Genomic DNA, 25,704 nt, shown 5'->3' with positions numbered 1-25,704 from the left:
CGATGAACGATCTCACCGAAATGGCTACCTTGTCCGCCGGCGCCGTGCCGGCCGGCGTCGACACGGCCGTCGCGCGTGCGACCGACGCGCTGCTGGCCGCGCAGAACGCGGATGGCCACTGGGTCTACGAACTCGAAGCCGATTCGACCATTCCCGCCGAATACGTGCTGCTCGTCCACTATCTCGGCGAGACGCCGAACCTCGAGCTCGAACAGAAGATCGGCAAGTATCTGCGCCGCATCCAGCAGGCCGACGGCGGCTGGCCGCTGTTCACCGACGGCGCGCCGAACATCAGCGCGAGCGTGAAGGCGTATTTCGCGCTGAAGGTGATCGGCGACGACGAGAACGCCGAGCACATGCAGCGTGCGCGCCGCGCCATCCACGCGATGGGCGGCGCCGAGATGTCGAACGTGTTCACGCGCATCCAGCTCGCGCTGTACGGCGCGATTCCGTGGCGCGCGGTGCCGATGATGCCGGTCGAGATCATGCTGCTGCCGCAGTGGTTCCCGTTCCATCTGTCGAAGGTGTCGTACTGGGCGCGCACCGTGATCGTGCCGCTGCTCGTGCTGAACGCGAAGCGCCCGCTCGCGAAGAACCCGCGCGGTGTGCGCATCGACGAACTGTTCATCGATCCGCCCGTCAACGCCGGGCTGCTGCCGCGCCAGGGCCACCAGAGCGCCGGCTGGTTCGCGTTCTTCCGCGTGGTCGACCATGCGTTGCGCGCGGTCGACGGGTTGTTCCCGAACTACACGCGCGAACGCGCGATTCGCCAGGCCGTGTCGTTCGTCGACGAGCGCCTGAACGGCGAGGACGGCCTCGGCGCGATCTATCCGGCGATGGCCAACTCGGTGATGATGTACGACGCGCTCGGCTACGCGGAAGATCACCCGAACCGCGCGATTGCGCGCAAGTCGATCGAGAAGCTGCTCGTCGTGCACGATGACGAAGCGTATTGCCAGCCGTGCCTGTCGCCGGTGTGGGACACGTCGCTCGCCGCGCATGCGCTGCTCGAAACGCGCGACGCGCGTGCCGAGGATGCCGCGATCCGCGGCCTCGAATGGCTGCGCCCGCTGCAGATCCTCGACGTGCGCGGCGACTGGATCTCGCGCCGGCCGCACGTGCGGCCCGGCGGCTGGGCGTTCCAGTACGCGAACGCGCACTACCCGGACGTCGACGATACGGCGGTGGTCGCGGTGGCGATGGAGCGCGCGCAGCAACTCAAGCAGAACGACGCGTATCGCGATTCGATCGCGCGGGCGCGCGAGTGGGTCGTCGGGATGCAGAGCAGCGACGGCGGCTGGGGCGCGTTCGAACCGGAAAACACGCAGTACTACCTGAACAACATCCCGTTCTCGGATCACGGCGCGCTGCTCGATCCGCCGACGGCCGACGTGTCGGGCCGCTGCCTGTCGATGCTGTCGCAGCTCGGCGAGACGCCGCTGAACAGCGAGCCGGCGCGTCGCGCACTCGACTACATGCTCAAGGAGCAGGAACCGGACGGCAGCTGGTATGGCCGCTGGGGGATGAACTACGTGTACGGCACGTGGACGGCACTGTGCTCGCTGAACGCGGCCGGCCTGACGCCGGACGATCCGCGCATGAAGCGCGGCGCGCAGTGGCTGCTGTCTATCCAGAACAAGGACGGCGGCTGGGGCGAGGACGGCGACAGCTACAAGCTGAACTATCGCGGTTTCGAGCAGGCGCCGAGCACCGCGTCGCAAACCGCGTGGGCGCTGCTCGGCCTGATGGCGGCCGGCGAGGTGAACAACCCGGCGGTGGCGCGTGGTATCGGCTACCTGATCGCCGAGCAGAACGAAGAAGGCTTGTGGGACGAGACGCGCTTCACGGCGACGGGCTTCCCGCGCGTGTTCTACCTGCGCTACCACGGCTATCGCAAGTTCTTCCCGCTGTGGGCGCTTGCCCGCTTTCGCAACCTGAAGCGCGACAACACGACGCGCGTGACGGTCGGGCTGTAACGCGTGGCGACGCAATCCACCGGCTCGTTGCCCGTCATCGCCGTGACGGGGATGGCGTTCGAGGCGCGCATCGCGCGCGGCGACGGCGTCGAAGCCGTCTTTGCCGCACGGGCCGACCGGCTCGAACGCGCGCTGACCGAGGCGACCGCACGCGGTTGCGCGGGCATCGTGAGCTTCGGCACGGCAGGCGGGCTCGCGCCCGACCTGGCACCCGGCGCGCTCGTGGTCGCGAGCGCGATCGACGGGCCGTTCGGTCGCGTCGAGACCGACGCGGGCTGGAGCGCACGGCTCGTCGCCGCGCTGCACGACACGCCGGTCTGGGCGCGCGTCACGCGCGGCACGATCGCGGCCGTCGGCGCACCGGTCATCAGCGAGCAGGAAAAGACGTCGCTGTATCGCGCGAAGGACGCACTTGCCGTCGACATGGAGTCGCATATCGCTGCGGCCTTCGCGGCGGCGCGCGGCGTACCGTTCGCGGTGTGCCGCGCGATCGTCGATCCGGCGTGGCGCACGTTGCCGCGCGCGGCGACGGCCGGCCTGCGCGACGACGGCAGCACGGCGATCCTGCCGATCCTGCGCGAACTGCTGAAGCAGCCGTCGCAACTCGGCCCGCTGCTCCAGGTCGCAAGCGATGCGCGCGCGGCGCGTACGACGCTGATCCAGGCGCGGCACGCGTTCGAGCGTGCCGGTGCGATGCGGATCGTCTGAGCGGCTCGCGCCGCCTTTCTCGCCCTTCTCCCCCCGGTTTTCCGTTTCTCGCGGACAAAAAAAGAGCGCTGCATTGAACTGCAGCGCTCTTTGTCTTTGTGGCGACCGCCGTTGCAGCGTTACTGCTGCGCGGCCGGAGCGCTCGCAGGCGTCGCCGGTGCGACCGCCGATGCCGCAGCCGGTGCCGATGCCGGTGCAGCGGCCGAAGCAGCGGCAGGCGCGCTCGCCGGCATCGCGTTGTCCGCACCCGGATCGTCGTACTGCGGAAGCCCCGGCGCGGCCGGTGCGTTGTTCGGCGTGGCGCCCGATGCGCCGCCCGCATCGCCCGGATCCTCGTAGTTCGGCAACCCCGGCACGGCCGGCGTCCCGGCCGGCACGGCGCCCGATTCACCCGGTTCGTTGTAGGTCGGCACCGTGGCCGACGACGACTGGCTGCGATACGTTAGCGACTTGCGCTGCTGCAGGTACGCGTCGCGCACGAACGAATACGGATCGAGCGCGGCCTGCTTCAGCAGGTCGGTCGCACCGAGCAGGTCCGAACGCGCGCTGATGAACTGCGCGATGTACATCGGGTTGCGCGCGGCCGGTTCGATGTAGTTCAGCAGGTTGAAGCGCACGTCCACCGCGCGGCCGACGCCGTCGCGGATCGTGCTCGGCCCGAACACGGGCAGCACGAGATACGGGCCCGACGGCACGCCCCAGCGCGCCATCGTCAGGCCGAAGTCCTGGTGATGCTTCGGCAGCCCGGCGGGCGTCGCGATGTCGATCAGGCCGGCGACGCCGAACACCGAGTTCATCGCCACGCGCATCAGATCCTCGGTGGCATCGGTGATGCGGAGCTGCAGCAGGTTGTTCGCGATGTTGCCGAGATCGCCGAGGTTCGAGAAGAAGTTGCTGATCGCGGTGCGCACGGGCGTCGGCGTGACCTTCTGGTACCCCTTCGCGATCGGCTGGGCGATGTTCGTGTCGACGGTGTCGTTGAACTTGTACATCGCCCGGTTCATCGGCTCGAGCGGGTCGTTGGGGTTGCGGTTCGGTCCCGTCGCGCAGCCGGTCAGCGCTGCGCTGGCGGCAACGGTCGCCGCAATGATTCGCACCTTATTCATTGATTCCTTGCGATTGGTTCTTGGCGCGTTTGACGCGCGGTTTGCCCATCAGGACGGGCTGGAACACCACGGCGCCGATCAGCGTGCAGGTCAGGGCCAGCGCGAGCAGCTTGCCCATGCTCGACGTGCCCGGGTGGTGCGACAGCCACAGGCTGCCGAATGCGGTCGCCGTCGTCGCGGCGCTGAACAGGACGGCATGCGTGAGGCTCGAGTGCAGCAACCCGGTTTGCCCCGCGCGCCACGCCATCACGAAATACACCTTGAACGCGACGCCGACGCCGAGCATCAGCGGCAGCGCGATGATGTTCGCGAAGTTGAGCGACATGCCGAGCACGACGCACAGCTCGAGCGTCACGATACCCGACACGAGCAGCGGCACCAGCGTGCGCAGCACGTCACCGAAGCGGCGCAGCGTGACCCACAGCAGGACCGTGATCGAGATGATCGACCACAGCGCCGCATGCAGGAACGCGTTGATGATCGTGTCGGCCGAATGCAGGATCGAGATCGGCCCGCCGGTCGTGCCCGGTTCCGCGGCTTTCACGGCCTTCGCGAAGCGGCGCAGCATCGTGTCGTCACCCGGGTCGACGCCCTTCGGCACCTTCGGCGAGATCTGCACGAGCGCGTGGCCGTCCGGCGCGACCCAGTCGCGCACGATTTGCGGCGGCAGCGATTCGCGCGTGACGTCCTGCGGCTGCAGCAGCGACGCGAGCTGGTTGAGCGCGATGCGCAGCGTATCGGAGAACGCGCGTTCGGCGCGGTCGCGCGTCGCGGCATCCGCGGCGGCGAGCTTCGCGAGCGACGCCGACAGGTGCTGCGCGGCGGCCGCGCCCGGGCCCGGGTGATCTTCGGCCGCGTAGCTCAGCAGGTCCGACACGCGCTTGAGCGCGGCGACGCGCTGGACATCGGTCGCGGGCGGCGCGGGCGGCTGCGTCAGCGCAGGCAGCAGGTCGCTCGCGGCGGCGGCGATCGCCGCGCGCTTGGCCGGCTGGTCGGAGGGGATGAAGGTCGACAACGTGGTCGTGCGGCCGACCTCGGGCAGCGCGTCGAGGCGCTTCGCGGCCGCATCGGCCTCCGCCAGCGACGGCGCGAGCAGCGTGACGTCGTTGACGGCGGCTTCCGGCGAATCCTTCAGGGCGAGCAGCGTCGCCATCGATTCGCTGTTCGGGTCCTTCAGGTGCAGCGGATTGAAGTCGAAGCGCAGGAACGCGAGCAGCGGCAGCGCGCCGATCACGACCACGAGCGTGCCGATCAGGATCGGCTTGCGATGGCGGTCGAGGTAATCGTCGACCGGCGCGAGCCACGGAAAGCCCGGCGTCTTCGATTCGCCCGGCGGCGCGAACAGGCGCAGCAACGCGGGCAGCAGCGTGATCGTGGTGAGCAGCGCGACGAACATCCCGACGCCCGCGATCAGGCCGAGCTCGGACACGCCGCGATAGGCGGTGGGGATGAACGAGAAGAAGCTCGCCGCGACGGCCGCGGTGGCCAGCGCGAGCGGCATGCCCATCGAGTGCGCGGCGCCGATCAGCGCGTGGTCGATGCGCGGATCGCGGAAGCGCTCCTCGCGGTACTTCACGCCGTACTGGATCGAGAAATCGACGCCGAGGCCGACGAACAGCACCATGAACGCGACCGAGATCATGTTCAGCGAGCCGACCATCGCGAGGCCGAGCGCGGCGGTCACGACGAGGCCGACGAACAACGTGACGAGCACCGAGCCGATCATCCGCTTCGAGCGCAGCGCGAGCCACAGGATGACGAGCACGGCGAGCAGCGTGAAGACGCCGTTGAGCGCCGCGCCATCCTCGACCGATGCGAATTCGTCGTCGGCGAGCGGCTGTTCGCCGGTCAGGCGCACGACGGCGCCGTAGCGCTTCTCGAGGTCGATCGCACGGGCCGCGTCGCGGATCACCTGGCTGGTTTCCGCGCCGGCCTTCAGCGCGCCGTAGTTGACCACGGGCTGCACGGTAACGAACGCGCGCGCAGGCTGCCGCGCGGCATCGTTGTCGACCAGCGCGCGCCACGAGAACGCGGCCGGCTTGCCGGCCAGCACGTCGTCGACCGTCGCGGCGCTGCGGGCGAGCAGCTTCGCCATCGTGGGCAGCTTCACCTGGCCGGTCAGCAGCGGCTGGCCGAGCGTGGTGGAGAGCGTCGTGGCGAGCCCGGTCAGGCTCGGGTTCTTCGCGAGTTCGTTGACGAGCGGGCGCGCGCTCGCTAGCTGCGAGGTCGTATCGGTGACTTCCTGCGGCGACAGGAACAGCAGCCCGTTGTGCTCGAAGAACGGCCCGCCGCCGGGCTCGGCGACCTGGCCGATGCGGCCGGCGGCGGCATCCTTCTGCAGCGCTTCGGTCAGCGCCTGCGCGGCGGCATTCGCGAATTCGGGCGCGGGCGCCTCGACGACCGCGAGGATCGTGCCGTTGCGTTGCGGGAACGCTTTGTCGACGGCGTGGCCGAGCGCGGCAAATTGCGGTTCCGCATCGACGAGCTTGCTGATGTCGGTGTTGATCTTGAAATGCTGCGCGACATAGACGCCGCTGAGCGCGGCGATGACGAGCGACAGCACGACGACCCAGACGGGTCGGCGTACCGACCATGCAACGAGTCGGACGATGAGAGATGTCACCATGTGGCGGTGGGGAGCGGCTGGAAAGGGCAAAGTAGCCAAGTATACCGGCGCAGCGTGGCGGCGGTCGTGACGTTGGGGGTTGCGAGAAGGGAAGGAGATTTGTTCGCGGCGGCGGAATCGATACCGCCGGCCGAACCGTTTGTAAGGGGATCTTTACATAAACGGCGCCGCGCTGCTTCGACGCGCCGCCGCGGGGCCTGTGACAAAGGATCTGAAAGGTAACAGTCGGTCACGGCGGCACACCGGGGCGTCAGGCCCGGTATACTTTGCTTCGTCGGCCGGTGCAACGAACCGGTCGTTTTTTCTCATCGAGCGATATTCGTATGAAACGTCATCTGTTTGCTTTCGTCGCGGCGGCCGCCGTGTCGGTTTCCGCTTTCGCGCAGAGTGCGCCGGTCGATATCGTCCGCAATGCGGTCGAGGGCACCGTCAACGCGATGAAGGCCGATCCGGCCGCACGCGGCGGTGACATGGCGAAGGTCTCGGCGGTGGTCGAGCAGCGCTTCCTGCCCGCGACCAACTTCGAGCGCACGACCCGCATCGCGGTCGGTGACGCGTGGAAGCAGGCCACGCCGCAACAGCAGCAGGAGCTGTATAAGCAGTTCAAGCTGCTGATGACGCGCACCTACGCCGCGTCGCTCGCGCAGCTCGGCAGCCAGGACGCGAAGTTCTCGTTCAAGGCCGGCGGCGCGTCGGGCGCCGACGCGCTCGTGCAGTCGACGGTCACGACGCCGGGCGACAGCCAGTCGGTCGGCTATCGTCTCGGCAAGGTCGGCAACGACTGGAAGATCTACGACATCGACATGTCGGGTGCGTGGCTGATCCAGGTCTACCAGGGTCAGTTCAAGAGCCAGCTCGCGTCGGGCGGGATCGATGGCCTGATCGCGTATCTGCAGAAGCACAATTCGCGGACGAACTGACAGCCGCTGCCGGGCTGCAGTCCGGATGCACAAAGGGCGCCCTCGGGCGCCCTTTTTCATGGTTACGCGCCGGCGCCGAGCATCCGCAGGCAATCGTCGACCACCGCGTCGACGAACGCGGCACGATCCGTTTCCGGCGCCGCGATGATGTGATCAGTCGCGCCATGCACGCCCGCATAGATCAGCAGCGCGGTCACCTGCGGATGCGCGAGCCGCCAGGTGCCGGCCCGTGCGCCGCCGTCGAGAATCGCGCCGAGTTGCTCGAGGATCGCGTTCTTGTCCGCATTCGCGCGATCGTGGTGATGGTGGTTCGCGTAGACGATGTCGTGCGTGCGGTAGGTCGCCGCGTAGGTTTCGATGCTGGCGCGGATCCATGCGCGCAGGCGCGCGAGCCAGTCGTCGGCGTCGCACGCGTCCACCGCGTGCTGCAGCCGGTCGAGGAACGACGACGTGTAGCGCTGCGCGAGCGCGGCGAGCATGTCGGACTTCGATTCGAAGTAGTGATAGAACGTGCCTTTCGCGACCTGCGCGTGCTCGACGATCTCGCTGATGGTCGTCGCCTCCACCCCCTGCGCGAGGAACAGCGTCTCGGCCGCCGCCATCAGTTCCTCGAGGCGTACTTCCGCCGGCTTCGTGCGCGGCTTGCCTGCCGGCGCGTCGTCCTTCACTGTCGTGGTCCCTGCCCTTGTCCTGTCCGTCATCGCGCGGCTCAACGCCCGTTCGTGCAAAGCCCGCAGTTTAGGCCAGCACCCCGCTCGCGGCCAACGCAATCCATTGACCGACGGTCAGTCGATATATATGATGAGAATCATTCTCATCCCCATGCCCGTGAAGGGCCGACCGCCATGCCTCGCTACCGCCGCGCCGCACTCGTCCTGGCCGCCTGTCTCGGCACCTTTCTCGCCACGCTCGACATCAGCATCGTCAACGTCGCATTGCCGACGCTGCAAACGGCGCTCGACACCGATATCGGCGGCCTTCAATGGGTCGTCAATGCGTATGCGCTGGCGCTGTCCGCGTTCATGCTGTCGGCCGGGCCGCTCGGCGATCGCTACGGACACAAGCGCGTGTGGCTCGCCAGCGTCGTCCTGTTTACGGCCGGATCGGTGGTCTGCGCATGCGCGGGCAGCATCGAGCCGCTGCTGATCGGCCGCGCGATCCAGGGGCTTGCCGGTGCATTACTGATACCGGGCGCGATGCCGATCCTCGCGCATGCGTTTCCCGATGCGCGCGAGCGCGCCCGCGCGATCGGCGGATGGTCCGCGTTCAGCGCGCTCGCGCTGATTCTCGGGCCGTTGGCAGGCGGCCTGCTCGTCGAGCACGGCGGATGGCAGAACATCTTCCTCGTCAACGTGCCGATCGGCATCGTGACCGTGCTGCTCGGCGCGTGGGGCATTCCGGAGCGCCGGCATCCGCAGCATGCGGCGTTCGATCCGTTCGGCCAGGTGCTGAGCGTGGCCTGGCTCGGGTTGCTCACGTACGGGCTGATCGGTATCGGCGAAGCCGGCGCGTCGCACGTGAACGTGCTCGCGCCGCTGGCGGGCGCCGCGGTGGCGTTCGTCGTGTTCGTGCGGGTCGAAACGCGCGTCGAGCGGCCGCTGCTGCCGGTCTGGCTGTTTCGCGACCGGCGGCTGGTGCGAGCCAATCTCGCGTCGTTCGTGCTCGGGTTCTCGGGGTACAGCAGTTTGTTCTTCCTGTCGCTGTTCCTGCAGCAGGCGCAGGGGCGCACGCCGGCCGAGGCCGGCTGGCAACTGATGCCGCAGTTCGTGATGACGGCGATCACGTCGATGATGTTCGGGCGCATCGCGGCGCGTATTCCGTTGCATGCGCTGATGGTGGCTGGATACGGGCTGATCGGCGCGATGCTGTCGCTCATGGCCGGCTTCGGCGCGGACACGTCGTATGTGCCGGTCGGTGTCGCGCTGGCGGTGCTCGGGGTCGGCATGGGGCTCGCGGTGCCCGCGACCGGCATGACCGTGATGGAACTGGCGCCGGCCGAACGCGCGGGCATGGCGTCGGCGACGATGAACGCGTTGCGTCAGACCGGGATGAGCATGGGCATCGCGGTGCTCGGCAGCATGATGAGTATCGGTGCATTACACCGGATGACGGCCGCGATGCAGGCGGCCGGCAGCGCGCAAGCGGATACGCTCGCGCGGCAGTCGGTGATGGAGCATGTGTTTGCGGCAGGGCGGCCGGCGCTGCTCGGTGCGTATCGGGACGCGATGGCGCACGGGTTTTCGATCGCGGTATTGTGTTCCGGAATCCTCAGTATTGTGATTGCGGTGATGCTGATGGTGCGGCGTGAAGTCAGTCGAAAGCAGGGTATTGCGCCGGTGTCGTGCTCGACGCAATCGCGGCCGGAACGACCGTGACCGGTCAACTTCGCCACCTATCGAATCACATATGACGCGATGTAGATCAGCATCGTGGGCGTTGCCAAGGCGGCCAAGGAAAGCACCCATTTTCGTGCTGTGACACGTTGACGCGCGATCCACCAACCCGCGAAGGCGAATGCAAGCGATGGGCCGAGCAGCAACACGATGAGCAGCGCGAAAACTGACCAGGGTGGTGAACAGAGATCGATTTCGCGGCAGGAATGTTGACCGACGTGCATTCGCCAACCGGTATGAATCCGCCAATCGATCCGGCTTCCGATCCAGCATGCGAGCCAGGTAGTTACCAGACCTGCGATCCCGTACAAGAGCGAGAGTCCTACACGTCTTATTCTTGGCCGCATGTCCGAGGATTAACGTGATTTCCTGGGAGTCACGATGCTCGCCGAAACGATCGCAAAGATGGCAGACAGCCCACCCCATCCTGCGAAGAACGCATCCGCGATTTCCGGGTTCGTATCGAAAAGGCTACCTCTGCCATGCAGGACGAGTGTTCCGTATGCGTAGAGAGAGCCCCAGCAGATCAAGGTGGCGAAGGCTACGCCGACAAGTGCGCTCGCTACAGCGGCAACGAATTTCATTTGACGGGAAAGAACAAAATGGTTTTTGAGTTGCGGAAATCCGACCAGAAACCCGCTATGACAATATTCCACGAAATCCGAATGCCTGATGCGAAACCGGTGAACCTGCCTCAATTCCAGAGGTCGATATGGCCGCCGCTCAAATTGTCCGGCGAATCGCCGTCCTGCAGCCAATAGCCATCGAAGAAGACAATTCCGGTTCGACTTGCTACCTTGCTCGCCCAATCGCGTCCCGTAATGTTCTCGGGAGCCAGTACGCCGGCGACCGGCCGTAGCTTCAACCACTCGGCGAACTCGTACGCGCGTGTGGCTGTCGGTTTTCCTCTGAGCATGAGGCGGCTCAGTGTCGGCTTGCCTGGCATTGGCCGGACCCGTTTCTGCGAAAACGACTTCATCTCGATGCCGACGTTGTGCAGCGTTACACTCATCCGGATGGCGCACTGGTTCTGGTACTGTCCGTTTGGATCGGCGTACGGATTTCCGTGAGCATAGTTGTTCCAGAGTTCGGAAAACGTCACGGACTTCAGCTGGACTTCCTTGTGAGAGTTTTGAACAGTGGTTGTCTTCACGACTGTTTTTGCGTTTGGCATTACGCATCTCCGCTCAGTCGTGCGAGCGCTTCGTCGCCCCAATAGACCGTATACGTGCCCTCATGGCTCGTATGAACACGCGGCAGGTATCCGGTGGCATCGAGTCGGCCCGAGTGAACACGCCCGTCCGATGTTTCGATGATGTACGGATAATCCGGCACTGCGCCGTTTCCGACGGCGCGAACGCATTCGTCATAGACGCCCGTGGCTATGGTCGTCACATTGCCTTGCGGATTCGATCCAGAGGAAACGATGCTTTCCGTTTCCGCTTCGTCATCGCACCATGAATTGCCGGAGAGCACCGCGACGATGCGTGGCGGTGTCGCGCACCGACATAAAACGATGTCGCCATCGGCTGCCGTTTCGCCCATGAATTTGATGCGCTTCGGTCCGCCGGCCTTGGCAATCTGCCCAGTACTTCCGCATGCTTCGCAGAACGCGAGGCCGCCGATCAGCGCAACCTGATGGCCAGCGTCGCCAAACGTGAATCGTGGCCCTGCGTAGGCAATGACGTGTCCCCCGGTTTCCAACTCGTCGCCGACAACGGCGATACGGCGCATCATGATTTCGCTCCTCGGCCTAGATCACCGATATCTGCCGGTGATGCCGGGTGCCGCACGACGAGTTCATGCAGGCGTCATGCGAAACACGAGCACGATGCTCGTTCCGGCAAGCGAAAGGATTCCATCACCCTCGGGGTGAGGTCGATTGGACAAGTATGAAATTGGAAACTGCCTTGCGCGTGACCTGCGCCACCGGGATGTTGCCCTACCTTCTCCGATGCTCCACCGCGAACTTGATCAGCTCGGCCTGCCCTTCGATTTCCAGCTTGCGCTTCAAATTGAGCCGATGCGTCTCGACCGTGCGCACCGACAGTCCAGTCTGCTGCGCGATCTGCTTGCTCGACAGCCCTTCCGCCAGCGCGTCGAGGATGTCGCGTTCGCGTGGCGTGAGCCGGTCGAGCGGCGACGCGGTCGCGCTCGCGTGGATCATCCGCGCGGCGAGCCCTTCGCTGAAGAACGTCTGGCCGGCCAGCACCGCGCCGATCGCGCGCACGATCTCGCTCGCGGGCGAATCCTTCAGCAGGTAGCCGCTCGCGCCGGCACGCACGGCCTGCGTCACGTATTCGGTGTTGTCGTGCATCGACAGCATCAGCACGCGAATACCTGGAAAGCGCTCGTGGAACACGCTCGCGAGCGTGATGCCGTTCATCCCGTTCATGCCGACGTCCATCAGCGCGAGATCGGGTTCGAGCGACGCGGCGAGCGCGAGCGCCTCATCGGCGTTGCCGGCTTCGCCGACCACGGACAGGTCGGCCGCTTCGAGCCGCATCCGCAAGCCGTCGCGCACGAGCGGGTGATCGTCGACGAGCAGCAGTCGGGCGACGGGCCGGGCGGTGTCGGGGGCGCTCATGCGTGAAAGGTCTCCTGTTATGGGGCGCGTCATGACGCGGCGCCGGGCAGCGGCACGCGCGCGGCGACGATCGTGTGGCCGACCTGCGACGTGATCGTCAGCGTGCCACCGAGCGCGTCGAGGCGCTCGCGCATGTTGCGCAGGCCGATGCCGCGGCGCGCGTCGGCCTGCGAGCGTTCGGCGTCGAAGCCGCAGCCGTTGTCGGCGATGGTCAGCATGACGGATTGCGCGCCGACGTCGAGCGTGACGGCCGCACGCGACGCCTGCGCATGATGCACGATGTTGCTGAGCGCTTCCTGGGCGATCCGGAACAGCGCGGTGTTGACGGCTTCGGGCAGCGGCCGGGTGCCGCTGTGCGCGACCTGCGTATAGCCGATGTCGATGCCGCTTTCGGCGCCAAGCTCGCGCACCAGTTGCTCGAGCGCGGCCGCGAGGCCGAGGTCGTCGAGCATGGACGGACGCAGCGCATGCGAGATGCGCCGCACTTCGCGCAGCGTGTCGCCGAGCCGCCCGACGCCCGACGCCAGCGCCTGCTCGGCTTCGGGCATGCGCGCCGTGCCGCGTTCGAAACGCGCGAGCGCGGATTCGAGCATCAGCTTCGCGGACACCATCATCTGGCTGATCCCGTCATGCAGCTCGCGCGACAGCCGCGCCCGCTCCTGCTCCTGCGATTCGACGACGCGCTGCGCGAGCAGCTTGAGCTTCGCGTCGGCGCTGCGCGACTCGCTGACGTTCAGGACCAGCGCGCACACGACGATCGCCGCCGCGCCGGTGAGCGCGATCGCGGTGAGCCAGCTCATCGTGCGCTCGATGTTCGCGGACGCGCGTGCGTCGATGCGCTGCAGCGCGGTGTCGACGTCGTCGAGATAGATGCCGGTGCCGACCATCCAGCCCCAGCGCTCGAGCGCGACGACGTAGCCGAGCTTCGGCGCGACGCGGCCCGTCGACGGCCGCTGCCATGCGTAGCGCACGTAGCCGCCGCCGCTCGACGCCGCGCCGATCAGCTTCTGGATCGTCAGCGCGCCCTGCGGGTCGCGCATCGACCAGTAGTTGTGGCCAACGCGTTCGGGCTCGCGCGGATGCATCAGCGAATTGCCGTGCAGGTCGTACACGAAGAAATAGCCGTCGGGGCCGAAATCCATCTTCTGCAGCATCGCGAGCGCCTGCATGCGCAGCATCGCGTCGTCGCGTGCGTTGCGGCCGCTCGCGTCGTAGAGCGGCATGATCGCGCTCGTCGCCAGCTCGACGTAGTGCTTCAGCTCGACTTCCTTGCTCGACAGGTACGCGGCCTGGATCGTCGCGTGCTGGGTGCGCGCGAGGGACGTCGCCTGCTGGCGCACGCCGAAGCCGATGCCGGCGATCGCGAGCAGGAACGGCACGATGGCCAGAAGGAAGATCTTTGCCTTGAGTCTCATGGTGGTGCGAAGCAGCCGTGCACCGGCGCGGGCCGGCCGGATGCGTCAGCCGTGCGGCGGCATGTCGAGGCGACATTGTCGGCGATTTTGCGCATGGGCGGCGGCGTCGGCGGCCCGGCGACCGCCCGGCCGTCGCTCGGCGGCGTGGCGTGTCCGGCCGCTCAGGCCTGCCGCGCCGCGAGGCCGCCTGAAGCGGCCGGGTGCACGACGATGCGGTTGCGCCCGCCTTCCTTCGCGCGATACAGCGCGTCGTCGGCCAGCTTCAGCGCGCCCTGCATGTCGTCGTCGTGTTCGGGATAGCTGGTCGTCACGCCGATGCTCACCGTCAGGCGGCCGGACGTGCCGGCGTCGTGCCGGATGCCGAGATCGAGGATGCCGGTGCGGATCGTCTCGGCGATCGTCACCGCGCCGTCCGTGTCGATGTCGGGCAGCACCACGACGAATTCCTCGCCGCCGTAGCGTGCCGCGTAATCGGCCGGGCGGCGCAGGCAGCCGGCGATGCAGTGGCCGACCGCGGCAAGCGCGTCGTCGCCGGCCTGGTGCCCTTGCGTGTCGTTGTAGCGCTTGAAGTAATCGACGTCGATGAACAGCAGCGACAGCGCGTGCTGCGAGCGCGCGGCACGGCGCCATTCACGCGCGAGCGTGACGTCGAGCATCCGGCGGTTGTCGAGGCCCGTGAGGCCGTCGGTGCGCGCGAGCGCCTGCAGTTCGGTTTCCGCGCGGTGGCGCTTGCGTAGCTGCACGTCGAGCAGCAGCGACAGGCCGACGAAGCCGATCGCGAGCGCGACCATCGCGGAGCCGATCGGAATCGCACGGTCGTACCACGCGGCGTAGGTGTCGGCTTCCGAGCGCGCGACCATGATGATGAGCGGCAGGTTCTCGAGGTGCCGGAACACGTACAGGCGCCGCACGCCGTCGATCGACGCGGTGTCGGCGAAGCTGCCTTCGTTGGCGGTCATGAACCGCCGGAACGTGCTGGCATGGCTGATGTCGCGGCCGACGATCTTCGGGTCGTACGGCTCGCGCGCGAGCATTTTGCCGTCCGTGTTGATCAGCGCGATCGACCCGCGATCGCCCAGCGACAGGCGCGAGAACAGGTTCTGGAAATATTCGAGCCGGATCGACATCACGGCGACGCCGCCGAACGAGCCGTCGGGCCTCGTGATCCGCCGGCTGAGCGCGATGCTCGGCGAGCCGCCGCGCAGCCGCGAGTGATACGGCGGGCTGACGTACAGGCCGGCGCCGGGGTGGTCGCGGTGCACGACGAAGTACGGCTCGTTGCTGAAGTTGGCCTTGCGCGGCACGTCGCTCTTGCCGTCGACCGCGATGTCGCCCTTCGCGTCGAGCACGTAGATCCCGCCGAGGTACTTGGCGGTCGTCGCACGGTCGAACAGCACCTGGCGGCGCAGCGCCATCGGCAGCTTGACGACGTCGCGGTCGTTCTCGCCTTCGACGACGGCCTGCAGCGACAGCGAATAGATCTCGATGTTGCGCTCGATGTCCCACGACGCCATCAGCGCAAGATTCTGCTGCATCGCGGCCGAGCGGTCGCGCGCGTCGATGCGGCCTTCGTACAGCACGACCCCGCACAGCAGCAGCAGGACCAGCGCGATCAGCAGCCCGGTATAGAAGATCAGGTGCGGCAGCAGGAACCGGCGCAGATGCGCGGCGACACGGCTCGTCAGGCCGGATTCGCGGGGCATTGCGTAGTCGGTTTCTGCCATGGTCGATGGATCGATGGGCATTGCCGCCGGGAGGCGGGCCGATGCGATTGTTCGTATGTCGTGCCGGCGGCGATCCGTGACGCGGCCATTCCGACGCCTTCCTGCCGGCCCGCGGGAAAATGGACGCCGATTATCGGTAATCGCGGCCGGATATACCAGTAAATCAAGCATTTACTGGTGACATCTGCGCCGATTCAACGATCCGACGAATCGGGCAACGCGAATTCAACGGAGTATAACCCGCGCGTCCGCACGCGCGAGAAATGTTGCGGACGGTTGATCCGGATCAAATTACTGTGCAATCCCGTGCTTGCGAATTCCGGGCAGAGCGTTGCGGCACAAGGCTTTGCGGCATGAACGGTCGTGGCGCGCGGCATGCAGCCGTCGATTCCCTCCCGTTAACGGCACACGCACGCGAAAAATGAAGGCATGCGATATGCGCCGATTATTCGTTTCAACGGCCGGGCGAACGTAAAAATGAAAACGGGCGGCCGGAGGCGGCCGCCCGTTTCGTGAAGCACGCCTGCGCTTAACCGCCGTGCTGTTGCGCCTTGAACGCGAGGCGGAACCGGTGCAGCAGCGGCTCGGTATAGCCGCTCGGCTGCGACGTGCCCTGCAGCGCGAGCGCACACGCGGCCTTGAACGCGGTCGACTGGTCGTAGCCGGGCGCCATCGGGCGATAGTTCGGGTCGCCGGCGTTCTGCTGGTCGACGACGCGCGCCATCCGCTTGAACACGTCGAGCACGAACGCTTCGGTGATCACGCCGTGGCGCAGCCAGTTCGCGATGTGCTGGCTCGAGATGCGCAGCGTCGCACGGTCTTCCATCAGGCCGACGTCGTGGATGTCGGGCACCTTCGAGCAGCCGACGCCCTGTTCGACCCAGCGCACGACGTAGCCGAGGATGCCCTGCGCGTTGTTCTCGACTTCGCTCAGGATCTCGGCCTCGCTCCACGCGGCGCGCTCGACGACCGGCACGGTCAGCAGGCCTTCGAGCAGCGCGTCGCGTTCGCTTGCGTACGGCGTCTTCTCGAGTTCCTGCTGGACGGCCTGCACGTCGACGAGGTGGTAGTGCAGCGCATGCAGCGTCGCGGCGGTCGGCGACGGCACCCATGCGGTGTTCGCGCCGGCGCGCGGATGCGCGATCTTCTGCTCGAGCATCGCGTGCATCAGGTCCGGCATCGCCCACATGCCCTTGCCGATCTGCGCGCGGCCGCGCAGGCCGGCCGACAAGCCCGCGAGCACGTTGTTGCGCTCGTACGACTGGATCCACGCCGACGACTTCATGTCGCCCTTGCGGATCATCGGGCCCGCTTCCATCGCGGTGTGCATCTCGTCGCCGGTGCGATCGAGGAAGCCGGTGTTGATGAATGCGACGCGTGCGGCGGCCGCGGCAATACACGCGGCGAGGTTCACGCTGGTGCGGCGCTCCTCGTCCATGATGCCCATCTTCAGCGTGTTGCGCGGCAGGTTGTACAGGTCCTCGATGCGCGCGAACAGCGTATCGGCGAACGCGACTTCGACCGGGCCGTGCATCTTCGGCTTCACGATGTAGATCGAGCCGGTGCGCGAGTTGCGCTTCGCCTTCAGGTCGTGCAGCGCGCACAGCGTCGTGACGACGCCGTCGAGGATCCCTTCCGGAATCTCGTTGCCGTCGCGGTCGAGCACCGCGCCGTTGGTCATCAGGTGGCCGACGTTGCGCACGAACAGCAGCGAGCGGCCGTGCAGCGACAGCGTGCCGCCCGCAGGCGTGGTGTACTCGCGATCGGCGTTCAGGCGGCGCGTGAAGGTCTTGCCGCCCTTCGCGACTTCCTCGACCAGCGTGCCCTGCATCAGGCCGAGCCAGTTGCGGTAGAGCTGGACCTTGTCTTCCGCGTCCACCGCCGCGACCGAATCCTCGCAGTCGATGATCGTGCTGACCGCGGCTTCGAGCACGACGTCCTTCACGTTCGCGAGATCGGCGCGGCCGATCGGCGTCGACGCGTCGATCTGGATCTCGAGGTGCAGGCCGTTGTGCTTCAGCAGGATCGCGGACGGCGCGTCGGCCGCGCCCTGGTAGCCGACGAACTGCGCCGGCTGCGCGAGAGGCACGACGCCCTTCGCGGTTTCGACGGCGAGCTGGCCGTCCTGCACGCGGTAGCGCAGCGCGTCGCGGTGCGAGCCGCCCGCGAGCGGCGCCGCGTTGTCGAGCACGTTGCGCGCGTAGTCGATCACGCGCTGGCCGCGCGTCGGGTTGTAGGCCGTGGTGCGCTCGGCGCCGCCGTCTTCAGGCAGCGCGTCGGTGCCGTACAGCGCGTCGTACAGGCTGCCCCAGCGGGCGTTCGCGGCGTTCAGCGCGTAGCGCGCGTTCGACAGCGGCACGACGAGCTGCGGGCCGGCCTGCGTGGCGATCTCGCTGTCGACGTTCGCGGTGGCTGCCGCGACGTTCGACGGGACCGGCACGAGGTAGCCGATGTGTTCGAGGAACGCGCGATACGCGGCGTGGTCGCGCACGGGGCCGGGGTGGGCACGGTGCCAGGTGTCGAGTTCGTGCTGCAGGCGGTCGCGTTCCGCGAGCAACTCGCGGTTGAGCGGCGCCAGGTCGTGCACCAGGGCCGAGAAACCGCTCCAGAACGCGGCCTTGTCGATGCCGGTGCCCGGCAGTGCTTCGTTTTCAATGAACTGGCTCAGCGCTGGCGCGACTTGCAGTCCTGCTTGGTCGATCATCGTTAATCCTCCCGGGGAAAAAATCGCGCGCGGCTTTGGCTGGTTACGCTGCGACGCTTTGTGTGCCGGCGCGGGCGATCTGCGCGTCCTGTTCGGACTTTACGCCAGACACGCCGATCGCGCCCGCGATCCGGCCGCCGACCGTGACCGGCACGCCGCCTTCGAGCAACCCCGTCAGCGGCACGCTGAGAAACGCGGTGCGGCCACCGTTGATCATATCCTCATACGCTTTCGTTTCCCGCCGGCCGAGCGCCGCCGCGCGCGCCTTGTCCTGCGCGATATACGTGCTGGCCGGCGATGCACCGTCCAGGCGTGCAAAAGCGAGCAGGTGGCCGCCGTCGTCGACGACGGCGATCGACACGGCCCAGCCGTGGCGCTCCGCTTCCGCGCGGGCGGCGGCGAGCATGCGGTCGGCATCGGCGAGTTCGAGTTCGGGTTTCGTCTGCATGGCAATCCTCCGGAATCAGGTCAGTTGACGAGATGGTTGTCGACGAGCTCGATCCAGTGGCGCACGGACGTACGGCCTGCGCCGTTCAGGTGAGTCTGGCAGCCGACGTTGGCCGTGACAATCAGGTCCGGCCGCGCGGCTTCGAGCGCGTCGAGCCGGTTGTCGCGCAGTTTCGTCGCGAGTTCGGGCTGTGTCAGCGAATACGTGCCGGCCGAGCCGCAGCACAGATGGCCGTCGGCGACATTCGTCAGATCGAAGCCGAGCTGCGTCAGGATGCGTTCGACCGCGCCGCCGAGGCGCTGCGCGTGCTGCAGCGTGCACGGGCAATGCACCGCGATGCGGCGTGGCGTCGAGCCGGCCAGCGCGTCGAGCGGCTCGGCCGCGATCACCTCGGCGAGATCGCGCGCGAGCGTGCTGACGCGCTGCGCTTTTTCTGCGTAGACGGGGTCGGAGCGCAGCAGGTCGCCGTATTCCTTGACGAATGCGCCGCAGCCGCTCGCCGTCAGCACGATCGCTTCCGCGCCCGCTTCGATCGCGGGCCACCAGGCGTCGATATTGCGGCGTGCGCGGGCGAGGCCCGCATCCTGCGCGTTCAGGTGATATTCGGTCGCGCCGCAGCAGCCGGCTTCGCGCGCCGGGCTCACGCTGATGCCGAGCCGGTCGAGCACGCGCGCGGCGGCTGCGTTGGTGTTCGGCGACAGCGACGGCTGCACGCAGCCTTCGAGCATCAGTACGCGCCGTGCGTGGCGTACGGGCGGGCGCGGTGCGGCCGCGGGGACGGCGGCCGGGATCTTGGCCTGCAGCGAGCCGGGCAGCAGCGGGCGCAGCGCGCGGCCGGCCTTCAGCAACGCGGCGAACGTCGCCGGGCGCGGCACGACATGCCGCAACCCCGCGCGCAGCAGGCGCTCGCGCGCGGGCCGCTGCACGCGCTTCTCGGCTTCCGCGCGGCCGATGTCGAGCAGCGTGTGGTAGCGCACGCCGGACGGGCAGGTCGTCTCGCAGTTGCGGCACGTCAGGCAGCGGTCGAGATGCTGCTGCGTGCGCTCGCCGCACGGCTCGCCTTCGAGCAACTGCTTGATCAGGTAGATGCGCCCGCGCGGCCCGTCGAGCTCGTTGCCGAGCACCTGGTAGGTCGGGCAGGTCGCGTTGCAGAAGCCGCAGTGCACGCACGCGCGCAGGATCGCTTCCGCTTCGTCGGCCCGGGCGAGGGCCTTGCTTGCTTCGCTGAGATTGGTTTGCATCGGCGGGTCGGGATCGGGTTCGCGTCAGAAGTCGGCGTACAGGCGGCCGGGATTGAAAATCGCGTGCGGGTCGAGCTGTGCCTTGATCTGCCGATGCACGTGCAGCAGCGCGGGCGGCAGCGGCTGGAACGGCTCGCGCGTCGCGCCCGGTGTGAAGCAGGTCGCGTGGCCGCCCCATTGCGCGGCGAACCGCTGCACGTCGGCCGGCGCGGCATCGCACTTCAGCCAGCGCTGTGCGCCGCCCCAGTCGACGAGCTGCGCGCCGGGCAATGCGTCGAGCGGTGCAGAGGCCGGCACCGACACGCGCCACAGCGGGCGCGGATCGTCGAAGAACGGCAGTGCGAGGTCGCGCAGCCGAGCCCAGAACGCGTCGTCGCGATCGTCCATGCGTTCGCCGCCGATCGTGTCGCGCGCGGCTTTCACCGAGCCCTCGCCGCCTTCGATCCGCACGCGCAGCACGCCGTCCGCGTGGCATGCGCCGGCGAGCGGCAGCCCCGCGCGACGCCATGCGGCGACGCGCGGCACGGCTTCGTCCACGGCAAGCTGTAACGCGAGATCGCCCGTCGCGCGCGGCTTCGGCAGTACCTTCAACGACACCTCGGTCACGACGCCGAGACAGCCGAAGCTGCCCGCGAGCAGCCGCGGCACGTCGTAGCCCGCGACGTTCTTCATCACCTCGCCGCCGAAGCGCAGGTGCTTCGCGTGGCCGGTGATCACGCGGCAGCCCAGCACGAAGTCGCGCACCGCGCCGGCCCACGGGCGGCGCGGGCCCGACAGCGCCGTCGCGAACATGCCGCCGACCGTTGCCGCGCCGCCGAACGTCGGCGGCTCGCACGGCAGCATCTGGCCGGCCGCGTCGAGCATCGCTTCAAGACCGGCGAGCGGCGTGCCCGCGCGCGCGGTGACGACGAGTTCGGTCGGGTCGTACGAGACGACGCCGCGATGCGTGCGCACGTCGAGCGTGCGGCCTTCGACGGGGCGGCCGAGGAACGCCTTCGTGCCGGCGCCGCGGATGTGCAGCGGCTGGCGATCGTGGATCGCCGCGTCGACCTGCGCGACGAGTGCCGCGCTGTCGTCGATCGATTCGATTTCGCGTCGCATCAGAAGCGCTCCAGTTCGGGAAACGGCAGTTTGCCGTGATGGACGTGCATCGCGCCGAATTCGGCGCAGCGGTGCAGCGTCGGGATGTTCTTGCCGGGATTGAGCAGGCCTTGCGGATCGAATGCGGCCTTCACCGCGTGGAAGAACGTGATCTCGTCGGCGTTGAACTGCACGCACATCTGGTTGATCTTCTCGCGCCCGACGCCGTGCTCGCCGGTGATGCTGCCGCCCGCCGCGACGCACAGCTCCAGGATCTTGCCGCCGAGCGCTTCCGCGCGGTCGAGCTCGCCGGGCCGGTTCGCGTCGAACAGGATCAGCGGGTGCATGTTGCCGTCGCCCGCGTGGAATACGTTCGCGACCGGCAGCCCGTATTCGGCGGACAGCGCGGCGATGCCTTCGAGCACGCGCGGCAGCTCGCGGCGCGGGATCGTGCCGTCCATGCAGTAGTAGTCGGGCGACATGCGGCCGACCGCGGGGAATGCGTTCTTGCGGCCGGCCCAGAAGCGCTGGCGCTCGGCTTCGTCGCGTGCGACGCGGATCTCGGTTGCGCCCGTGTCGCGCAGCAGCGTGGCGACGCGTTCGGCGTCTTCGTCGACGTCGGTCGGCGAGCCGTCGAGTTCGCACAGCAGGATCGCCTGCGCATCGACCGGGTAGCCCGCGTGGATGAAATCTTCCGCCGCGCGGATCGCGAGGTTGTCCATCATCTCGAGGCCGCCGGGGATCACGCCCGCGCCGATGATCCGTGCGACCGCCGCGCCGGCTTCCGCGACGTCGTCGAAGCTCGCCATCAGCACCTTCACGCTCGGCGGCTTCGGCAGCAACTTCACGGTCACTTCCGTGACGATGCCGAGCATCCCTTCCGAGCCGGTGAACAACGCGAGCAGGTCGAAGCCGGGTGCGTCGAGCGCGTCGGCGCCGAGCGTGAGCGTATCGCCGTCGATCGTCAGGATCTCGACCTTCAGGATGTTGTGCACTGTGAGGCCGTATTTCAGGCAGTGCACGCCGCCCGCGTTTTCCGCGACGTTGCCGCCGATCGAGCAGGCGATCTGCGACGACGGATCCGGCGCGTAGTACAGGCCGTGTGGCGCGGCCGCCTGCGAGATCGCGAGGTTGCGCACGCCGGGCTGCACGCGCGCGATGCCGGCATCGGGGTCGATGTCGAGAATCCTGTTGAACTTCGCCATCACGAGCAGGAGGCCTTTTTCGAGCGGCATCGCGCCGCCCGACAGGCCGGTGCCCGCGCCGCGCGCGACCACCGGCACGCCGAGCGCGGCCGCGACGCGCAGTACCGTGCGCACCTGCTCGACCGTGTCGGGCAGCACGACCGCGAGCGGCACCGTGCGGTACGCGGCGAGGCCGTCGCATTCGAACGGCTTGAGCGCCTCGCGTTCGTGCAGCACGTCGAGGCCGGGCGCCGCCGCGTGCAGCGCGGCGACGAGTGTGTCGCGGCTGACGGTCGCGAGTGGGCCGTCGATCCGTTCGTCGTAGATGAAACTCATCGGGTTGTCTCCACCATGCGGCGGCTGCGCGAGGCGCGGCACGCCGGAAGGGAGGGATTCTTGGCGGGCGGCGCGCGCGTGTCCAGACGTGGCGGGCATGGTCATACCAGTTTTTATGGGGCGGCCGGAAAGCAGCTGTGTCGATCGCCGTAAAACTGAATGGCTAGAAGGGTTTGTGGGAAAATCGCCGATATCCTTCCGAAGTGGTCATACCAGTATGGAAATGCAGGATCGAGTGGGGCCGGCGCGGAACGTGGCCGACGTCGTTGCCGAGCGCATCGAGAAGCTGATCGTCGACGGCGTGCTGAAGGCCGGGCAGGCATTGCCGTCTGAACGGCGGCTGACCGAGAAGCTCGGCGTGTCGCGCACGGCCGTGCGCGAAGGGATGAAGCTGCTGCGTGCGCGCGGGATCATCGACACCACGCACGGCAAGGGCTCGTTCGTGGCGAGTCTGACCCCGCAACGCGAGATCACGCCGATGATGCATCTGCTCGGCTCGCAGCCGCGCACGCTGTACGACCTGTTCGAGGTGCGCGGGATGCTCGAGACGGAGGCCGCGCGGCTCGCGGCGCTGCGCGGCACGCCGGCCGATTTCATCCTGATCAAGCGTCGCTATGAAGAGATGACCGCGGCGGATGCGCAGGATCTCGACCCGGCCGCGCGCGCGAAGCTCGATCACGCGTTTCATCTCGCGATCTGCGAGGCGTCGCATAACCCGGTGCTCGTGAATACGCTGCAGTCGTTGACGGATCTGCTGCTGAGTTCGGTGTTTGCGTCGGTGAACAATCTCTATCACCGCGAGCCGTTAAAAAAGCAGATCGATCGGCAGCATGCGCGGCTCTATAACGCGGTGACGGGGCGGTTGCCCGATCAGGCCCGCAAGGCGGCGAGCGAACATATTCGCCAGTGTGTCGAGTATCTGCGGGAGATCGAGCAGGAGGAGCAGCGGTTGGTGCGGTCGACGTTGAGGCTCGAAGGGTGGACGTGATGTCGGCTGTGCGTCGCGGTGTGTGTTGATGCGCATCACGCACAGCGAGTCGTCCGCAGATGCATGTCACAGGGCTATGTCAGACTGTGAGCCATTCTTCGTGTGGCCCCGCTGCCGCGTGAGCAATGCCTGACGGAACCACGTCGGACGAACCGGTGCGCCACCCTTCCTGAAACGGAGGACATCGCATGTCGAACCGGACCCACGACGACGGGCACGACGCCCGCCCCGCCAAAGCAGCGGACGAATCCGTTGATGCGCAGCGCGACGCGTTGCTCGCGTTGTTGAATGAGCTGCTGGAAGCCGAGCGCGCAGGTGCGCGGGTTGCGTCGGAGACAGCGGTGGAAATCGACGATCCCGAACTTCATCGGCTCGTGGCGAGTATTCGGCAGGATGAGGCGCACTGGTGTGCGGTGCTGGTCGATGCGATTCGGTCGCTCGATGCGACGCCGACGCATGCCACGGGTGCGTTCTATGAGAAGGCGATGGCGATCGAGGATCTGGCGGAGCGGCTGGCGTTTTTGAATCGTGGGCAGCGGTGGGTGGTGAGGAAGTTGCAGGCGTTACTGCCGACGCTTGCGCAGCCCGACATGCATCACGCGCTCACGCAGATGCTGGTGGCGCATGAGAAGAACATCGGGTCGGTTGATGCATTGCTGCGGCTCAAGCGCTGCGCCCCGAGCTCAGCGTCGCAGTAGCGGCCAGGGGAATCGTTCATCGCAGTATTTCCGTGGATGTCGCTTCTCGACCCCAAGCGGCCAACCAGCTTTCTTTGCAGTGGACGTTCGGCCGGCACTACTCACTGTAGTTCGTTCTCAACGGATAAGCGGGTGTGAATTCCACGTCGAACCAGCCTGGTCCATGAGTTACAACACCAAGACTACCTTGATGCGCGGCCGAGTTGAAATTGATGTAGCAATGCGTATCGGCGGGGAGTTTCTTGTAGGAACCGTCGCGACTGTCAAGCAAGAAAGCCGCACCGTAAATATTCAAGAAAGCATACCGGCCACCTGGAAGCACCCGACCATCTCGTTGCCAGAGTCCGTCCATTTCATGCCCTTTTATATTTTTATAGGGTCTTAACCGTATGTATGGGGTGACGGAATAATTCCTGCGGAAAATGCCGACAGTCCCATCTTGAAGCTTGCGCATGAAGAAGCCATAGTGCGTTAACCATATTTCCGTTTCGTGAATATTCCCGTTGTAGGACGCAAACGGTTTTCCGGAAATTATTGTGCCATCGTCGAATACGATTTCGTCGTGAGAAATCGATCTAACCTCTTTCACGCCTCCACTCAACTGACATTTCCATATTATCTTGTTTGCGTTTACTTCAAAATTGAAGCAAACGGTCTCGCTATTGATCAGAAAAAATGATGAGCTTCGAAATTGGCCCGCCGGAATCACTTCGCGGACGACGGTGGGATTGTCAGTATCAATGCGCACCAGTGATTTGTCGGGCGAATAAAATTGTTGCGATATTTGAAGTTGTTTTCGATCTCGCTGAATCAATATATACCGCGATGACGGATCCCATTGAAGTCTAAAGTGCCGATAGAATTGGGCTTCGGGCGCATGCAAGCTTCCCACCTCGTTGTCGGCTTCGCTCAGGATAAGGTAAGGTTTTTTTCCCGCCTCGACCACGTACAGTTTTTTCCCAATAACTACGATCGCCCTTTTCTCGTTTGGAGATGGGTACACGGCGTTGTGCAAGCTATCTGAAAAATCACCCTCGAATAATGTTGGCGCAGAGTCCACAATGGCTCTGCCATACTTCAGCTTGTTGCCGATAGAAAAAAAGAATGGCGTATCGGCTAGCTCAGAAAATGTCGAGGGCCTGTAGTCAACAATGTTGCTTTTATTGAGCGATTTATCGTCGGCGTGCGCTGCGGCGCAGATCATCCGGCTTGCCACAAGTAATGCGAGTAGTACTTTCGACGCATTTGAATACCAAGCGCTGGCTCTGCTACGTCCGAGGTCTTTTTGTTTGTTTTCTGTGCTCATCGCTCATTCCGTTTAGCTAAAACGATGTTGAGAGGCCGAGGTCAACGCGGCCAAAGGTGCTCACCAATGCAGCACGTTTACGGTTCGCGAGCGATTTGTCAACAATCGTGATTCGGACATCGAAGGTCCGAAACTGGGGGAGTGTCAGGATTTCCGTGTTCAAGGCGGGTGGAACAATTACACGGAAGGTCGGACGAACCGATCTGCATAAAGGATAGCGAATTGGTTCATGGCCGTCTTCCAGTCATGCGCGGCACTTCCCCA

The 25,704-nt window shown here is 66.4% G+C and carries 19 protein-coding genes and 1 pseudogene; 6 read left to right on the top strand and 14 right to left on the bottom strand.

All coding sequences use genetic code 11. The features are described 5' to 3' along the window. Positions 1-2: 2 nt before the first annotated feature. Together shc and CFB50_RS17875 are read left to right on the top strand one after the other, a co-directional pair. The gene (gene shc, locus CFB50_RS17880) at positions 3-1,976 is read left to right on the top strand and encodes a squalene--hopene cyclase (protein ID WP_089446742.1); all 1,974 of its coding nucleotides are present in this window, start codon (positions 3-5) and stop codon (positions 1,974-1,976) included. A 51-nt stretch (positions 1,977-2,027) separates the two neighbouring features. Further along, positions 2,028-2,684, top strand: coding sequence for a phosphorylase (locus CFB50_RS17875; protein WP_235986647.1), 657 nt, complete (start codon positions 2,028-2,030; stop codon positions 2,682-2,684). Between the two features lie 119 nt (positions 2,685-2,803). Here the strand turns inward: CFB50_RS17875 and CFB50_RS17870 are convergent, their stop codons facing one another. Both CFB50_RS17870 and CFB50_RS17865 read right to left on the bottom strand, forming a co-directional pair. After that, positions 2,804-3,790, bottom strand: a complete 987-nt coding sequence (locus CFB50_RS17870; protein WP_089446740.1) for an MlaA family lipoprotein — start codon at positions 3,788-3,790, stop codon at positions 2,804-2,806. Continuing rightward, positions 3,783-6,416 carry an MMPL family transporter gene (locus CFB50_RS17865; RefSeq protein WP_089446739.1) on the bottom strand — a complete coding sequence of 878 codons (2,634 nt, stop codon included), beginning with the start codon at positions 6,414-6,416 and terminating at the stop codon, positions 3,783-3,785. The genes CFB50_RS17870 and CFB50_RS17865 overlap by 8 nt, the downstream gene beginning before the upstream one ends. A gap of 323 nt (positions 6,417-6,739) precedes the next feature. On the opposite strand from CFB50_RS17865, the gene CFB50_RS17860 reads away from it, so the two are divergent. Further along, a complete protein-coding gene (locus CFB50_RS17860; RefSeq protein WP_027790211.1) occupies positions 6,740-7,336 on the top strand; it encodes an MlaC/ttg2D family ABC transporter substrate-binding protein in 597 nt (198 codons plus the stop codon). Positions 7,337-7,398: 62 nt separating this feature from the next. Here CFB50_RS17860 and CFB50_RS17855 read toward each other — a convergent pair whose 3' ends face one another. Continuing rightward, on the bottom strand, positions 7,399-8,037 hold the full coding sequence (locus tag CFB50_RS17855) for a TetR/AcrR family transcriptional regulator (RefSeq protein WP_089446784.1): 639 nt from the start codon (positions 8,035-8,037) through the stop codon (positions 7,399-7,401). Between the two features lie 144 nt (positions 8,038-8,181). On the opposite strand from CFB50_RS17855, the gene CFB50_RS17850 reads away from it, so the two are divergent. Beyond that, positions 8,182-9,711 carry an MFS transporter gene (locus CFB50_RS17850; protein ID WP_089446738.1) on the top strand — a complete coding sequence of 510 codons (1,530 nt, stop codon included), beginning with the start codon at positions 8,182-8,184 and terminating at the stop codon, positions 9,709-9,711. 712 nt (positions 9,712-10,423) lie between these two features. Here the strand turns inward: CFB50_RS17850 and CFB50_RS17845 are convergent. The 10 genes from CFB50_RS17845 to glcD form a co-directional block, all read right to left on the bottom strand. Next, positions 10,424-10,882 (bottom strand): type VI secretion system amidase effector protein Tae4, encoded by a 459-nt coding sequence (locus CFB50_RS17845; protein ID WP_306427274.1) that lies wholly within the window; start codon positions 10,880-10,882, stop codon positions 10,424-10,426. A gap of 20 nt (positions 10,883-10,902) precedes the next feature. Next, positions 10,903-11,466, bottom strand: coding sequence for a PAAR domain-containing protein (locus tag CFB50_RS17840; RefSeq protein WP_089446736.1), 564 nt, complete (start codon positions 11,464-11,466; stop codon positions 10,903-10,905). Between the two features lie 205 nt (positions 11,467-11,671). Next, positions 11,672-12,316 (bottom strand): response regulator, encoded by a 645-nt coding sequence (locus CFB50_RS17835; protein ID WP_069252793.1) that lies wholly within the window; start codon positions 12,314-12,316, stop codon positions 11,672-11,674. 29 nt (positions 12,317-12,345) lie between these two features. Further along, a complete protein-coding gene (locus CFB50_RS17830; RefSeq protein WP_089446735.1) occupies positions 12,346-13,731 on the bottom strand; it encodes a cache domain-containing protein in 1,386 nt (461 codons plus the stop codon). A 161-nt stretch (positions 13,732-13,892) separates the two neighbouring features. Further along, positions 13,893-15,455, bottom strand: coding sequence for a sensor domain-containing diguanylate cyclase (locus CFB50_RS17825; protein WP_089446734.1), 1,563 nt, complete (start codon positions 15,453-15,455; stop codon positions 13,893-13,895). Positions 15,456-15,984: 529 nt separating this feature from the next. Beyond that, entirely contained in the window at positions 15,985-18,159 is a 2,175-nt protein-coding gene (locus CFB50_RS17820; RefSeq protein WP_089446733.1) for a malate synthase G, read from the bottom strand. A gap of 43 nt (positions 18,160-18,202) precedes the next feature. Beyond that, a complete protein-coding gene (locus CFB50_RS17815) occupies positions 18,203-18,607 on the bottom strand; it encodes a GlcG/HbpS family heme-binding protein (RefSeq protein ID WP_069252790.1) in 405 nt (134 codons plus the stop codon). 20 nt (positions 18,608-18,627) lie between these two features. Continuing rightward, a complete protein-coding gene (gene glcF / locus CFB50_RS17810; protein WP_089446732.1) occupies positions 18,628-19,848 on the bottom strand; it encodes a glycolate oxidase subunit GlcF in 1,221 nt (406 codons plus the stop codon). A gap of 24 nt (positions 19,849-19,872) precedes the next feature. Further along, the gene (gene glcE, locus CFB50_RS17805; protein WP_089446731.1) at positions 19,873-20,949 is read right to left on the bottom strand and encodes a glycolate oxidase subunit GlcE; all 1,077 of its coding nucleotides are present in this window, start codon (positions 20,947-20,949) and stop codon (positions 19,873-19,875) included. Further along, positions 20,949-22,448: a glycolate oxidase subunit GlcD gene (gene glcD, locus CFB50_RS17800; RefSeq protein ID WP_089446730.1), complete on the bottom strand. Its 1,500-nt coding sequence runs from the start codon at positions 22,446-22,448 to the stop codon at positions 20,949-20,951. The genes glcE and glcD overlap by 1 nt, the downstream gene beginning before the upstream one ends. A 217-nt stretch (positions 22,449-22,665) precedes the next feature. On the opposite strand from glcD, the gene glcC reads away from it, so the two are divergent. Together glcC and CFB50_RS17790 are read left to right on the top strand one after the other, a co-directional pair. After that, positions 22,666-23,436, top strand: coding sequence for a transcriptional regulator GlcC (glcC, locus tag CFB50_RS17795; RefSeq protein ID WP_089446729.1), 771 nt, complete (start codon positions 22,666-22,668; stop codon positions 23,434-23,436). Positions 23,437-23,687: 251 nt separating this feature from the next. Beyond that, positions 23,688-24,134, top strand: a pseudogene (locus CFB50_RS17790) (DUF6306 domain-containing protein); the annotation flags it as partial. Positions 24,135-24,231: 97 nt separating this feature from the next. Here the strand turns inward: CFB50_RS17790 and CFB50_RS38800 are convergent. After that, entirely contained in the window at positions 24,232-25,440 is a 1,209-nt protein-coding gene (locus tag CFB50_RS38800) for a hypothetical protein (protein ID WP_144020668.1), read from the bottom strand. Between the last annotated feature and the right edge of the window lie 264 nt (positions 25,441-25,704).

The organism is Burkholderia sp. AU33423, assembly GCF_002223135.1.
Taxonomy (GTDB): domain Bacteria; phylum Pseudomonadota; class Gammaproteobacteria; order Burkholderiales; family Burkholderiaceae; genus Burkholderia; species Burkholderia lata_D.
The sequence above is the reverse complement of the archived record's forward strand: the minus strand, read 5'-3'. Positions and strand labels throughout refer to the sequence as shown.